General features: G+C 33.8%; 12 protein-coding genes. 1 reads left to right on the top strand and 11 read right to left on the bottom strand.

The window, feature by feature from the left end; translation table 11 throughout:
* Positions 1 to 192 precede the first annotated feature (192 nt).
* From KHA90_RS05050 to KHA90_RS05025, 6 genes are all read right to left on the bottom strand, one after another.
* Positions 193 to 1,071, bottom strand: coding sequence for an LpxL/LpxP family acyltransferase (locus KHA90_RS05050; protein ID WP_213296049.1), 879 nt, complete (start codon positions 1,069 to 1,071; stop codon positions 193 to 195).
* Positions 1,071 to 1,325 (bottom strand): acyl carrier protein, encoded by a 255-nt coding sequence (locus KHA90_RS05045; RefSeq protein WP_213296048.1) that lies wholly within the window; start codon positions 1,323 to 1,325, stop codon positions 1,071 to 1,073. The genes KHA90_RS05050 and KHA90_RS05045 overlap by 1 nt, the downstream gene beginning before the upstream one ends.
* The gene (locus tag KHA90_RS05040; protein ID WP_213296047.1) at positions 1,318 to 2,553 is read right to left on the bottom strand and encodes a beta-ketoacyl-[acyl-carrier-protein] synthase family protein; all 1,236 of its coding nucleotides are present in this window, start codon (positions 2,551 to 2,553) and stop codon (positions 1,318 to 1,320) included. Before KHA90_RS05040 ends, KHA90_RS05045 begins: the two co-directional genes overlap by 8 nt.
* 192 nt (positions 2,554 to 2,745) lie before the next feature.
* On the bottom strand, positions 2,746 to 3,477 hold the full coding sequence (fabG, locus tag KHA90_RS05035; RefSeq protein ID WP_213296046.1) for a 3-oxoacyl-ACP reductase FabG: 732 nt from the start codon (positions 3,475 to 3,477) through the stop codon (positions 2,746 to 2,748).
* 123 nt (positions 3,478 to 3,600) lie between these two features.
* Positions 3,601 to 4,827, bottom strand: a complete 1,227-nt coding sequence (locus tag KHA90_RS05030; protein WP_213296045.1) for a WG repeat-containing protein — start codon at positions 4,825 to 4,827, stop codon at positions 3,601 to 3,603.
* A 39-nt stretch (positions 4,828 to 4,866) separates the two neighbouring features.
* Complete coding sequence (locus tag KHA90_RS05025) at positions 4,867 to 6,387, bottom strand: HAL/PAL/TAL family ammonia-lyase (protein WP_213296041.1); 1,521 nt, start codon at positions 6,385 to 6,387, stop codon at positions 4,867 to 4,869.
* Positions 6,388 to 6,488: 101 nt separating this feature from the next.
* On the opposite strand from KHA90_RS05025, the gene KHA90_RS05020 reads away from it, so the two are divergent.
* The gene (locus KHA90_RS05020) at positions 6,489 to 7,748 is read left to right on the top strand and encodes an NAD(P)/FAD-dependent oxidoreductase (protein ID WP_213296039.1); all 1,260 of its coding nucleotides are present in this window, start codon (positions 6,489 to 6,491) and stop codon (positions 7,746 to 7,748) included.
* Between the two features lie 42 nt (positions 7,749 to 7,790).
* Here KHA90_RS05020 and KHA90_RS05015 read toward each other — a convergent pair whose 3' ends face one another.
* From KHA90_RS05015 to KHA90_RS04995, 5 genes are all read right to left on the bottom strand, one after another.
* The gene (locus tag KHA90_RS05015) at positions 7,791 to 8,396 is read right to left on the bottom strand and encodes a hypothetical protein (RefSeq protein ID WP_213296037.1); all 606 of its coding nucleotides are present in this window, start codon (positions 8,394 to 8,396) and stop codon (positions 7,791 to 7,793) included.
* A 407-nt stretch (positions 8,397 to 8,803) separates the two neighbouring features.
* Positions 8,804 to 10,489 (bottom strand): sodium/sugar symporter, encoded by a 1,686-nt coding sequence (locus tag KHA90_RS05010; protein WP_213296034.1) that lies wholly within the window; start codon positions 10,487 to 10,489, stop codon positions 8,804 to 8,806.
* 132 nt (positions 10,490 to 10,621) lie between these two features.
* The gene (locus KHA90_RS05005; protein ID WP_213296032.1) at positions 10,622 to 11,677 is read right to left on the bottom strand and encodes a UDP-glucose--hexose-1-phosphate uridylyltransferase; all 1,056 of its coding nucleotides are present in this window, start codon (positions 11,675 to 11,677) and stop codon (positions 10,622 to 10,624) included.
* A 15-nt stretch (positions 11,678 to 11,692) separates the two neighbouring features.
* Positions 11,693 to 12,853 carry a galactokinase gene (gene galK, locus KHA90_RS05000; RefSeq protein ID WP_213296030.1) on the bottom strand — a complete coding sequence of 387 codons (1,161 nt, stop codon included), beginning with the start codon at positions 12,851 to 12,853 and terminating at the stop codon, positions 11,693 to 11,695.
* A gap of 54 nt (positions 12,854 to 12,907) precedes the next feature.
* Complete coding sequence (locus KHA90_RS04995) at positions 12,908 to 13,963, bottom strand: aldose epimerase family protein (RefSeq protein WP_213296028.1); 1,056 nt, start codon at positions 13,961 to 13,963, stop codon at positions 12,908 to 12,910.
* Positions 13,964 to 14,008 lie beyond the last annotated feature (45 nt).

Below are 14,008 nucleotides of genomic sequence, written 5' to 3'. Positions count from 1 at the left end.
TTTAAATCAAATCCATAAGTCCAAAGAATTAAAAAATCTGCTCAATCTGCAAAATCTGCGTGACAAAATATTTAACACGTAAAAAACACATTTTTTTCCATATCAGCTGATGTGTATTAAACAAGTGAAACGTCTTTTTTTAAGTAAAGAATCTATGTTTCTATGTGTTTAAAAAATTTTACACACAAAGATTTATTTCAATTGATTCCAAAAATCAAAGTAGTTGAACCATTGCAAAGGATATTTTGCCAGCATAGATTCTACGCTTTCAATATACGCCTTCAATAATCCCTTTTCATCACGATGTTTGACAACTGCTTCTCGTGCGTATAAATGATAATGCAGGTTAGGTTCCTTCATTACATAAACAAAAACTACAGGCACTTTTAATCTTGAAGCGATTAAAAATGGACCGGCAGGAAAATGTGCTTCCTGACCTAAAATAGTATCAGAAAGTGATTTTGTGCCTTCAAAATAACGATCGCCGGTAAAACAGACCAATTCATTATTTGCAAGTGCGGCATTGATCTCAAAAATATGAGAAAGATCATCGCTGATAATAATAAACTTTACGGTAGGTTTTTGAGCAAAGCTTTCGAGATAATTTTTAATTGCCGAATGTTCTAAATCTGTAGTAACAAGATTAATTTGAAAGTCAATATCGATATCACCCAAAAAGTGTTCGGCGATTTCAAAATTTCCAATATGCGCACTAATTAAAACGCCGCCTTTTTTTTCTGCCAGAAGATTTTTCAGGATTTCGATTCCGTCAAATTCATAGGTGAATTTATTTCGCATTCCTGCCGAAATGGAAATTTTATCAATAATGGTTTGTCCAAAAGTGTAGTAACTTTTAAAAACCATTCTTTTAGATTGAAACAAGGAGTAGTTGAGCCTTTCTTTAAAATAATAAGAAATGGCTTTGTTGCTTTTTTTTAGAAATAAGAAATAATAAGACGCAACAAAATAAAGTAAAACGTAAGCAGATTTGACACCCGCTTTTTGTATTAAAAAAACGAATATTCTATACCCTAAAACAGTTCCTTTTGATTTGCCATCCCATTTGCTCATTAAGCAGTTTTGGCTTTTAATTTGTTTTCGATAAGATCATAAAAACTTTGAAAAGAGGCGATTCCTACGAAATCAACTTCTACCAGCTTTACGCCAAAGTTAGCTTCAATGGAAACTACTAAATCAACATAGTCCAAACTATCTAACCCAAGTGTGTCTTTTAAATTAGCATCTGGTTCAATATCATCATTATCTACTTCAAATTCATCAACTAAAAAACCATTAATTTTTGCTATAATCTCTTCTTTATTCATCGTCTAATTTAAACTTTTTAACCACCAACGCAGAGTTGGTTCCTCCGAATCCGAAGGAATTGGACAAAAATATGTCAAATTTTTTGTTTAAAGTAGTTTTGACCAAATTTAATTTGGCAGCATCTTCGTCAGGATTGTCTAAATTTATGTTTGGAGCAATGAAATCGTTCTGCATCATTAAGATAGAATAGATTACTTCGCTGGCTCCCGCCATCCAACATTCGTGCCCAGTCATTGATTTTGTTGAACTTACATACGGATTTTTCTCACCAAAAACTTCAAAAATGGCTTTGGCTTCATTGCCGTCTCCAACAGGCGTTGAGGTTGCGTGAGCATTTATATAATCAATATCACTTGCTTTTAATTGTGCTTCGTCAAGCGCTCGTTGCATGGCTATAGATGGACCTTCGACATTTGGGGTAGAGATATGTCCGCCGTTTGATGAGAATCCGTAACCTACAACTTCGGCAATAATAGTAGCGCCTCTTGCAATGGCAGATTCGTAACTTTCAAGAATTAAAGTTGCACCGCCGCCACTAGGGATTAATCCGTCGCGATCAGCATCAAAAGGTCTTGAGGCTTTTTCAGGTTCATTTTCTCTGTTTGAAAAAACGCCCAAACCATCAAAACTGCTCATGGCAAATTTGTTGATTTCCTGCGCGCCTCCGGTAATTATAATATCCTGAAATCCGCTTTTTATTAAAAAATAAGCCAGTCCAATAGAATGTGAACCACTTGCACAAGCCGCACTTATGGTGAGATTGATCCCTCGGAGTTTAAAAATCGTAGACAAATTCATCGTTACCGTAGAATTCATCGATTTAAAAATCGCTCCGGAACCTATTAATGCGGTATCTTTTTTTTCACGGACAATATCTGTGGCGTCAATAATAGCTTTTGAGACGCTGTCATTTCCGTACATGATTCCTACTTCGCGATTGTCGAAAAAAGCGTCATCGATATTCGCATTTTTCAATGCTTCGATTGTTGCCATATAAGCATATTCGGTTTCTTCACCAATGCTCATACGTTGTCTTCGGGTCAATAAATTTTTTAGATCCGCTTTTGGAACCATTCCTGTTAAGGCTGATTGAAAACCAAATTCTTTTCTTTCAGCATCAAACTGAATACCAGATTTTCCGTTGTATAACGATTCCTTTACTTCATCTAAAGAAGTTCCGATACAAGAATAAATTCCCATCCCAGTAATTACAACTCTCTTATTCATCGTCTTTCAAAGTAATTTTAATTCGTTAGGCGTAATTGTTTTAACACATAGAAACATAGTTTTGTAAATTCAAAAAAGGCGTTTCACTTATTTTGAAATACATATAGCGAATCTATGTGAATGAAATATATTTCCGTTTTTGTATTCTTTTAGCACAAAGAAATCTATGTTTCTATGTGTTTAAATATAATTTTACGAATATATTCCTCCGTTTATATTGATAATTTCTCCTGTGATGTAGCTTGATTTTTTTGAAATCAAAAAGCTTACCAAATCTGCTACTTCTTCGGCTTCGCCAAAACGATTTACGGGAATTAGTTTTAATAATTCTTTTTCGTCTAATTGGCTTGTCATATCAGTTTTGATAAAACCCGGAGCTACAGCATTTACAGTAATATTTCGTTTGGCAACTTCCTGAGCCAGAGCTTTTGTAGCTGCAACAATTGCACCTTTTGCTGCCGAATAATTGGTTTGTCCGGCCGTTCCTTTCATGCCCGAAACCGAAACTATATTTACAATTCGGCCATATTTATTGCGCAGCATTTTTTGAATGAAAAATTGCGTCACATTAAAAAAACCGTTAACACTTGTGTTTACAACTCCGTTCCAGTCTTCGGGAGTCATCCACATAAAAAGACCGTCTTTTGTAATTCCGGCGTTGTTTACAATTGCTTCTACAATCGCTTCAGGATTTCCTTCTTGCCATTGCGTTAATGTTTTTTGTACTTCTTCAAAATTAGAAACATCAAAACCTAAAATTTCTCCGGTTGCTCCTAATGTTTGTATTTCCTGAAGTGTTGCTTCGGCAGCTGTTTTGTTTGAATGATAATTGATCAGAATATGATAACTGGATTCAACGGCTAATTTTTTACAAATAGCACTTCCAATTCCTCTTGAACCGCCTGTTACTAATACACATTTCATTTATGTAGATTTTATTTTTTATAGGTCATAAATGGTATCGCCTTTTATTTATTGGTTTGTTGGCACAATTTTTTTAGTGGCGATTTCATTATGTGAATTTTATTTTTTATAGAAATAAAAATATTATTTCTTCTTTTTAGTTGCTGATTTTGCTGCAGGTTTCGTTACCGGTTTTACTTCTGTTTTTGGTTTTTCAACAGCAACTTCAGTTACGACTTTTTCTTTTTCTGCTGATTTTGAGAATAATTCAGCGTTTTCAAACCATTGGTTGCCTAATACAGTTCCGTCAGGTTTAAGAAAACCCCATTTTCCTTCGTTTTTTACTCTTGCAAGACCATCAATAAATCCCTTGTCCTGTTGTACAAATAATGCAATAACGAATCCGTTTGAAGTTATGCCGTATTGTGTAGGAATTATTAATTTTCCCGATTCATTGATAAATCCCCAGTTTTTTTCTTTTACAGGAGCGATTCCGTTTGCACTAAAAACTTCTGCATCACTATATGTTGGCGGAATAACAAATTCAGCTTTTGGATTAATATATCCCCATTTAGAACCTACACAAACCGGAGCCAGATTTTTTGAGAATGCTTTTGCTTTATCATAAATAGGTAAAATTGTCCAGTTTCCTTTTAAGTCAATAAAACCAATTTTTCCGTTCTTTTTGGCATAAGTCAAATCCTGAGTTTCAAAATCCCAGATTTTTTCGGCACCATCAACCGGAATAAATTTTCCTGCGCTAACAATTCCAAAAGTTTTGTCTTTTCTTGCCCAGGTTGTATTTTTAAAATAGTTTCCTATTTCGTCATAAACAGGTTCTACAACTTCTTTACCATCGGCACTTATAATTCCCCATTTTTTATTGCTTTCAACTCTTGCAAAACCATTTTCAAAAGATTTGATTTGGTCGTATTTTGGTTGTAAAACAATTGCCATTTTTGAATTGATTAATCCAACTTTGTCTGATTGTCTTATAAAAGCAACTCCGTTATTAAAATCAAATAATTTTTCGGTTGGCGGCGGAGTCTGAATTTCTCCTTTAGTATTAATATAAACCCAATCCTTATCTTTTTTTACAATTGCAATTCCGCTGTTAAAATCTTTTGAATCAACAAAAGATGCCGGAATTATCCAGGTTCCTTTTGTATCAATAAACCCCCATTTTCCTCCGTTTTCTACAGCAGCCAAACCTTCAGAAAAGCTTTTTGCCGATTTGTATTGAGGCTCGATTTTAAAATTTCCGTCTTTGGAAATATATCCAATTTTAGAATTTTTCTTAACCAAAGCCAGATCTTGACTATTAACAAATTGAATACATAATACGAATAAAAAAATAAGTGGTTTTTTCATGATTTTTAAGGTTCAATATTAATAATGTGAAAAAAGGTATTAACTGTTAATCAAATAATCTTTTACTTTTTGAACAAAAGGATACATTACCTGATCTTCTGAAAATACAGGAATTATGTTTCTGATATCATCGTACCATTTTCGGGTAACCGATGAAATTTTATCTTTTTGTACCAAATAATCAATTGCCTGAACAATTGTAATTAATTCTATCGCTAAAACTTCAAAAGAGTTTTCGATTACTTTTGATGTAATTACCGCAGCATTTGTTCCCATACTTACAATATCCTGATTGTCATTGTTGTTCGGGATACTATGAACATACATTGGGTTGGATAACATCTGGCTTTCGGCAGTTGTTGAGGTTGCAACGAATTGAACTCCCTGCATTCCGAAATTAAATCCTAAAGTTCCTAAGTTTACGAACGGAGGAAGGATTTCGTTGATTTTTGAATTCAATAAATAATTCAATTGGCGTTCTGCCAACATGGTTAATTTTGTAATAACAATTTTTAGTTTATCCATTTCAAGCGAAATATAATCGCCGTGAAAGTTTCCTCCGTGATAAACGTGTTTGTTTTTTACATCTATAATAGGATTGTCGTTTGCCGAATTAAATTCGTCTTCAAGAATCGAAGCAACGTTATTTATCGTTTCTAAAACCGGACCTAAAATTTGAGGTACACATCTTAAAGAATAATATTCCTGAACTTTTTCCTTGAAAATTTCTTCGGTATTTTCACCAGAATATAAATGGTCTTCTCTTTTACGGATCAAAGTACTGTCAGAAAGATTTTGTCTCATTCTTAAAGCCACTTCCTGTTGTCCTTTATGACGTTTTGTTTGGTTTAATTCTTCAGAAAAGTGATCGTCATACGCCTGAACTAATTCATTAATGGCGCAAGAAGCTTTTAATGACCAGTCTAATAATTTATTAGCGTGGTGCACATTTACAACTCCAATTCCTGTCATTACAGATGTTCCGTTGATTAGCGCAAGACCTTCTCTAATCTCTACCTGAATTGGTTTTAAACCTTCAATTTCAAAAACTTCCGGAGTTGGTCTTCTGTCACCTTTATAAAAAACTTCGCCTTCGCCTATTAAAACTAAAGCTAAATGTGATAATTGTACTAAATCTCCGCTGGCACCAACACCACCATGTTCAAAGATTAAAGGGGTAATATCTCTGTTGATTAATTCTGCCATCAAGTGGATAACTGACGGATGAACGCCGGAATTACCTAATGATAAAGTATTTAATCGTGCTAAAATTGCTGCTTTTGCACAAACAGGGCTAAGTGGTTTTCCTGTTCCTGAAGAGTGGCTTCTGATTAAATTGTATTGTAACTGAATTTGGTCAGACTCTTTAATGCGGTATTGAGCCATTGGTCCAAAACCAGTATTTACGCCATATATTACTTTGTTTCCGGAAAATTCTTTCAGGAAATTGAAGCTTTCATTTACCCGGTTTAAGACAGCATCGCTTATCGAAACTTTGTTATTTCCAAAGATTATGGATTCGAATTCTGCTAAACTTAAATATTCATTAATTGTATTCATTAAATTGTTTTTGGTTGTGCTAATTTAATTTTATTTATTAAAATAATTGTAGTTATTTTGATGATGGCAAATGTAGGCTAATAATTGATAATATTTTTAATATGATACAGGAGTTTGTTGATGTTTTAGTGATTGGTGCAGGACCTTCGGGATGTGTATCAGCATCTTATCTTCATAAAAACAATGTTAAGGTAAAAGTTGTTGAAAAAACAAAGTTTCCCAGACTTGTGGTTGGCGAAAGTTTGATACCGCGGGTTATGGATCATTTTGCTGAGGCTGAGCTTTTTGAGAGCTTAGATGCAATGAATTTTGAAAAAAAATTAGGCGCTCGTTTTATAAGAGGAGAAGAAATATGCGTTTTTGATTTCAGTAAAAAATTTGGAGAAGGCTGGGATTGGACCTGGCAAGTGCCAAGAGCTGATTTTGACAATACTATGGCACAGGAAGTGGTTCGAAAAGGGATTGATCTTGAATTTGAATCAGAAGTATTGGAGGTTTCCTTTGAAGGGAAAAAATCAAAAACAATCGTAAAAGATAAGGACGGAAATTTAAAAGAAATTCACGCTAATTTTATTGTGGATTCCAGCGGATACGGTCGCGTTTTACCAAGACTTTTAGATCTTGATACGCCATCGCAATTAGATCCGCACTCGTCGATATTTACACACGTAAAAGACATTAACAGACCGGAAGGCGAGGAAGGAACTCAAATTTCATTTGACATTCTGGAAACCGAAGTTTGGTTATGGGTGATTCCGTTCTCAAACGGAAACACGAGTTTAGGAGTTGTGGGTCCAACGGATTTTATCAATTCACTTTCTGAAAATAAAGACAATGCCGAAGCTTTGCGAAATGCAATTCAGAAGTCAGATTATTATATCAAAAGGTTTAAAGGAACGGAGTTTTTATTTGAACCTGTAAAACTCGAAAATTATTCAAGAGCAGTAAAAAGAATGTACGGAGATGGTTTTGCCTTGACCGGAAATAGTTCTGAATTTTTAGATCCTGTTTTTTCATCCGGAGTTGCTTTTGCTACGGAATCAGGAATGCTGGCAGCAAAATTATATCTTAAAGAATCACAAGGAATTGAAGTAGACTGGGAAGTTGAATTTACGGAATACATGAAACGCGGAATCGCGGTTTTTACCACTTACGTGAAAGAATGGTACACAGGAAATCTTCAGACTTTATTTTTCCACCAACCTGAAAATCCTGATGTAAAAGAGAAAATATGTTCGGTTTTGGCGGGTTATGTCTGGAACGAAGAAAATCCGTTTGTAAAGAAACACGATCATGTGATTAAAAATATGGCGTATTTACTGAATATGCAGAAGGAAGAAAAAGAAAATCAAGGTTCTTAAAAGAATAAAAAAAAGCCCGAATAAGTTCGGGCTTTTCTCATACTATTTATATGCTTTTTTCAATATCATTTTTGAAAGGGATTTTGCTGTTTTAGCGTATCCTTCTCCAATTCTTGATTCATTACTAAAGTTATTTCCCCATTGATCTCCTGGCGATTCTTCGCTTGTAATTTCTAATAAAACATTTGATTTATTGGCAGTTTCAACAAATTTTAAATTGGTAGTAACTTTTGCTGGTTGTTTCATGATTCCTGCATCCCAACCAGGATAAATCCAAACGGTTTGTACAATTAATGTATAAGGTGTATTTAATCCTTCCTGAAAATTTAAATCTTTTTTTCCTTTAGATAATACAATGTTTCCTATTTCTAAAAATTTTGGTGTCCATATTAGTTCTTTGGCTGAGATCCATTTTTTTTGCCAAAGGTTTCCGTTTCCTTTTGCTTTTTTATCTAAATCGGCTTGATGTTCTTCAACATATTGCGATTCGGGTTTGTTTTCTTTCATCATAGTAAAATTACTATAATCAAATTCGGTGTTGATTTCCTTTTGATCTTTAAGGAAATCAAAATTGCCCTGAACAATATTCATGTCTTGAGAAAATACAGCTCCCGAAATAAGGAACAATGCAAATACTAGTTTTTTCATTTTTTAATTATGAGTTAATTACTTGGTTGTAAATGTAAGTGAAATCTTTCTAAATTAAAAGAATCCAAAAATAGGCTGAAAGCCTAAAAAAGCATTAGCATAGTTTACCGCACTACTAAATGTGTGCCGTTAGGCACTAAATATTGGTAGTTAATATGAATCGGAATAAATATAGCGTGCCGTAGGTACGCAATATTTATCATTTTGTTGCGTACCTACGGCACGCCAATGTATTTTTAATCTACATTAACTACCAATATTTAGTGCCTAACGGCACATTTCAACTCTCTTTAATCTCTGGCAATTTCTTTGAATAAAATGTAAATCAAATCTTCGGAAACAAAAAAAAGACTACCAAAAAATGATAGTCTTTAATTCTTCAAAAAATAATATAGTAAAAAATAATACTACCAGAATTTTACATATAAAGCCACGATAATCAATAATGTAATTACGATTAAAACTGTAGTTTGTGGTTTTACTTTAAACATTTCAGAATCTATATCAAACGCTTTAGGATTAATTTTTGGTCCTGCAAAACTCATTGCAACCATTACTAAAGTGGTGAATAAGAATGATAATCCCATACAAATATGAAACGGAATTTCATAAGCTCCTTTTCCGTTAGGATAAGCAGTATATAATAAAGTCTCGTTTCCAAAAAGCATTGGAGCATATTCGTTGAATAAAACCGAAAGTACAAATCCTAAAATTACACCCACAATTGCAGCTGCACCCGTAGTTCTTTTCCAGAACATACCTAAAACGAACATTGCGAAAACTCCCGGGCTAATGAAACCTGTATATTTTTGGATATAGGTAAATCCACCAACTCCACCAATTCCTAAAATATCATTCCATGTAAATAAAACAGCTAAAAGCATTGCAGCAAAAACGGCAATTCGACCAATGTTTACCTGTTGCTTTTCTCCAGCTTCTTTCTGGATGTATTTTTTATGAATATCTAAAGTATAAATTGTTGAAATACTATTTACTTTTCCGGCTAACGAAGCCACAATTGCAGCTGTTAATGCCGCTACCGAAAGTCCTTTTAAACCCGTTGGTAAGAAAGTCAATACAGCAGAATAAGCACCGTCTTTTCCTCCAACTAATTGAGGTAAATGTCCGTTTTGATATAAAACGTAAGCAGCAATACCAGGTAACATTACGATTACAGGCATTAATAATTTTAGTATTCCGGCAAATAAAATACCTGTACGGGCAGTTTGCAAATCAGCACCCAAAGCTCTTTGAGTGATGTATTGGTTACAACCCCAGTAGTTTAAGTTGATGATCCAGATACCGGCAAGGTATGACATCAAACCCGGGAAAGTCAAATATTTATCAATATCAAGCTGAGAAGATGTTGCAGTAGGTTTTGGGATAATCATTTTGAAATGCTCAGGAGCTTCTCTCATTAAAACTTTGAAACCTGCAATGGCATTTTCACCAACTCCAAAATATTGTCCTACAGTTGTTAGTGCAATGTAAGAAGTTACTAAACCTCCAATAATTAAAACCGCAACCTGAATAACATCAGTATAAGCCACCACTTTCATACCTCCCAAAGAGATAAATAAAGCAAATACAGCTAAACCAATCATGATAACATGCAAATATTCTCCTCCGGCTAAACCATTAATAGCAACGGCTCCTAAATATAGGATAGAAGTTAAATTTACAAATACATACAAAAACAACCAGAAAACAGCCATAATCAATGCAGTCGATTCATTATAACGTGTTTTTAAGAATTGTGGCATTGTATAAATCTTATTTTTAAGATATACCGGAATAAACCAGACAGCCACGATAATCAGCGCAATAGCAGCGATCCATTCGTAAGCAGCAACAGCAATTCCTAAAAAGAAACCTTCACCACTCATTCCGATGAATTGTTCAGCCGAAATATTTGAGGCAATTAAAGATGCTCCAATAGCCCACCAGGTTAAGTTTCCTTCGGCCAAAAAATATGCTTTAGCATCTTGTTCGTCCTGTTTACGTTTGCGGTAAACGGTATAACCGTAAGTAGAAACTACGATGAAATAAATAATAAATACCGCATAATCTGCGAAAGCAAGGTTCTGGTTCATTGTTAGTAGTATTTTAAAAATTAATATAAGTGATTGTTTGTTTTCATTGGGGTTTTAAAAATCTTAGTTTAAAAAATAATCCAAACTAAGATTGTGTTATGTAATGGTTTAAAATAGGTATCTTTTATTTTATTATTTTTTCTTCAATTTATAATGAATGTCTGATTGTTGTCTTAAAGTTTCGGCACTTCTTTCAGCTGTAATATCACGTTGGGATTCGCCTAACATTTCATATCCAACCATGAATTTTTTAACGGTTGCTGAACGCAATAATGGCGGATAAAAATGCATGTGAAAATGCCATTCCGGATGTTCTAAACCATCTGTTGGCGCTTGGTGAATTCCTGATGAATAGGGGAAAGAAGTACTAAATAAATTATCGTACTTAATTGTCAATTGCTTTAAAATTACCGCAAAAGCATTCGTTTCTTCGGCAGTGAAATCAGTAATTTTATTTAGCGCTCTTTTGCTGATAATCATAGTTTCGTATGGCCAGATTGCCCAAAACGGAACTAATGCCACAAAATGATCATTTTCGATTACAACACGTTCTCCAGTTCTTAATTCGGCTTGAAGATAATCCTGTAAAAGTGTTCTTTGGTTTTTATCAAAATAAGATTTCAGGCTGTTTTGTGTTTTCTCGACCTGAGTTGGTAATGATGATTGCGCCCATATTTGTCCATGCGGATGCGGATTACTACAACCCATCACGCTTCCTTTATTCTCAAAAATCTGAACGTGATTGATGTATTTTATATTTCCTAAATCAGTGTATTCTTTTTGCCAGGTTTTGATGATGTTTTCAATTCCTTCAATTTCCATTTCCGGTAACGTAAGATCGTGTCTTGGAGAAAAACAGACAACTCTTGAAATTCCCTGTTCCGGTTTTGCCTTAAAAAAAGTATGTTTAATATCTTCTTCAAAAATAATCTCATCCTGCTTCATTGCAGCAAAATCATTTTCAAACACAAAACTTTCTTCATAGTTGGGGTTGTTCTCCCCGTTAGCACGAACATTTCCCGGACATAAATAACAGGTGGGGTCGTGTTTTGGTAATGTTTCGGTTGTAATGGTTTCGTTTTGTCCTTGCCACGGGCGTTTTGCACGATGAGGTGATACTAAAACCCACTCATTAAGTAAGGGATTAAAACGTCTGTGAGGGTCTTCGTTAATGTCAAAATTTTTCATTTTAATTTTTTGGTATTAAAGTAGTGTTGTTCCGTTTGCGATTTTTACATCATAGAATTTTAATTCAATCCCAAATGTATCTAAATAAAGATTCGAAAACTTACGCTTTACCTCATTTTCATGACCTTTTTTAATCAAATTGATTGTACAGCCGCCAAAACCACCTCCCATTAATCGTGAACCAACAATTGCATCGTCAGATTTTGCGGTATCTACCAGCATATCCAGCTCCTCGCAACTCACTTCATACTCTTGTGATAACCCATAATGCGTTTCAAAAAGCAATTGTCCTAAAAGTTTTATATTTCCATTATCAAGAGCTTCACAAGCCTTTATTACGCGGTTAATTTCTTTCACAACAAAGTGAACTCTTTTAAAAACAGTTTCATTTATTTTATCCTGAATGCTCAAAAGTTGTTCTTCGGTACAATCCCGAAAACTTTTTACTTCAGGAAAATTATTCTTAATAATTGCTAAACCTTGTTCACATTCAATTCTACGGGTATTATATTCAGATGTAAAAAGCGAATGTTTAACATTACTATCAAATAAAACGAGCGAATAATCTTTAAAATCAGCATTATGATATTCATAATCCAGCGTATTGCAATCCAGTTTTATTACTTTGTTTTCAAGACCGTGAACGCTTGAAAACTGATCCATAATTCCGCAATTAATTCCTACCCAATGTTCTGCTTTTTGTCCTAATAAGGCAATGTCAACCTTTTCAATTTTTAACTCAAAAAGTTCTTTTATTCCGAAAATCATTCCGCATTCTAAAGCCGCCGAAGATGATAATCCAGAACCAACCGGAATATTACTGCTAAAAACACAATTGAAACCTTCAAACAAAAAACCGTTATCCTGCAATTGTTTGATAACCCCGCGTACATAATTTGTCCAGACAATATCACTTAATTCGACTTTGTCTGACAAATCAATTTCAAACTCTTCGTTTAAATCAATCGCAATTATTTTCGATTTTTTAGTATTATTTTTTTCGAAAGCAAAACAAATAACCTTATCAATTGCCGCCGGTAAAACATAACCGTCATTATAATCAATATGTTCACCAATAATGTTGATTCTTCCCGGAGAAAGAACCACTTTTTGAGGAACTGATCCAAATGATTTTTCAAAAAAAGCAGTCGTATTCTGTATTAAAATGTCATTCATTATATTTAATTCAATGGTAATATCTTGTGATTCCGAAATTTTATCCAAAAAAATTTAGTTTATATTCTCAAATTTATAAATCGTTTTTTGATGATATTCCTCTCCTTTTTTCAAAACCGAATTTGGAAAATCTTCGTGATTTGGCGCATCAGGGAAATTTTGAGTTTCAAAACAAATTCCGCTTGACGGATGATAATTAGTATTTTCTTTTCCTTTTAAAATATCAAAACAATTTCCGCCCACATAAACATGAACGCTTGGCTGATTTGTGTAAACGGTCATTTGCAAATTATTTTTTGAACTCAATAATTTCGCCACAGCATTATTTGTGGGTTCAATTACAAATGAATTATCAATTTCAGCAGGACATTTTTTCGTCGTTCTAAAATCAAAATCATGATTAGAAAGCTCCGTAAAATTTCCGGTTGGGATATTCTCTGCATTTGTTTCTAATATTTTTTCGGCATCAATAAACATAGTTTGATCCAGAACACTTGCATCATGACCGTCGAGATTAAAATAACTATGATGCGTTAAATTGATAATCGTATCTTCTGTAGTTGTTGCTTTATATTCAAGCTTCAATTCATTGTCTTCGGTTAAAGTATAAGTCAAATCGACGTGTAATTCACCCGGAAAATTTTCGTCAAGATTTTCACTCGAAAGACTTAAAGTTATGGATGGATTATTGCCGGAAGTTAAATTGATAACGTTCCATGCTTTTTTTCCAAAACCAACATTTCCGCCATGCAAAGTGTTTCCGTTATTATTGGTATTTAACTGGTATGTTTTTTCGTTTAATGTAAAAGTTCCTTTATTTATTCGTCCTGCGTAACGACCAACAGTAGTTCCAAAATACGGAGGACTTAGCAAATTATAAGAAGCGATGTAAGATTCTAAATTATCAAAACCTAAAACAACATCCACAAGATGACCATTTGAAACCGGAATTTGTAAAGAAGTTACAGTTGCACCATAATTAATGATTTGAACTTTCATTCCGTTTTTATTTGACAATTCAAAAGAAAGAATTTCTTCATTATCTGGCATTAAACCAAATGATTTAGGAGTAGATTCGTTTTGAAAATGCGATATGTGTTTTATTTCCATACAATTTTTACCAAATATGAAATCCAAAAATAGAAACATTCTTTA

The sequence above is a fragment of the Flavobacterium psychroterrae genome (genome assembly GCF_018380615.1).
Lineage (GTDB): Bacteria > Bacteroidota > Bacteroidia > Flavobacteriales > Flavobacteriaceae > Flavobacterium > Flavobacterium psychroterrae.
Note: the sequence above shows the minus strand (reverse complement) of the source record. Positions and strands in the feature narration are given on the sequence as shown.

Excerpts from the sequence above, each read along its gene's own strand:
- KHA90_RS05030 (WP_213296045.1), bottom strand. The coding sequence starts at position 4,827 with ATGAAAAAACCACTTATTTTTTTATTCGTATTATGTATTCAATTTGTT.
- KHA90_RS05045 (WP_213296048.1), bottom strand. The coding sequence starts at position 1,325 with ATGAATAAAGAAGAGATTATAGCAAAAATTAATGGTTTTTTAGTTGAT.
- galK (WP_213296030.1), bottom strand. The coding sequence starts at position 12,853 with ATGAATGACATTTTAATACAGAATACGACTGCTTTTTTTGAAAAATCA.
- KHA90_RS05010 (WP_213296034.1), bottom strand. The coding sequence starts at position 10,489 with ATGAACCAGAACCTTGCTTTCGCAGATTATGCGGTATTTATTATTTAT.
- KHA90_RS05005 (WP_213296032.1), bottom strand. The coding sequence starts at position 11,677 with ATGAAAAATTTTGACATTAACGAAGACCCTCACAGACGTTTTAATCCC.
- KHA90_RS04995 (WP_213296028.1), bottom strand. The coding sequence starts at position 13,963 with ATGGAAATAAAACACATATCGCATTTTCAAAACGAATCTACTCCTAAA.
- KHA90_RS05040 (WP_213296047.1), bottom strand. The coding sequence starts at position 2,553 with ATGAATAAGAGAGTTGTAATTACTGGGATGGGAATTTATTCTTGTATC.
- KHA90_RS05050 (WP_213296049.1), bottom strand. The coding sequence starts at position 1,071 with ATGAGCAAATGGGATGGCAAATCAAAAGGAACTGTTTTAGGGTATAGA.
- KHA90_RS05025 (WP_213296041.1), bottom strand. The coding sequence starts at position 6,387 with ATGAATACAATTAATGAATATTTAAGTTTAGCAGAATTCGAATCCATA.
- KHA90_RS05020 (WP_213296039.1), top strand. The coding sequence starts at position 6,489 with ATGATACAGGAGTTTGTTGATGTTTTAGTGATTGGTGCAGGACCTTCG.
- fabG (WP_213296046.1), bottom strand. The coding sequence starts at position 3,477 with ATGAAATGTGTATTAGTAACAGGCGGTTCAAGAGGAATTGGAAGTGCT.
- KHA90_RS05015 (WP_213296037.1), bottom strand. The coding sequence starts at position 8,396 with ATGAAAAAACTAGTATTTGCATTGTTCCTTATTTCGGGAGCTGTATTT.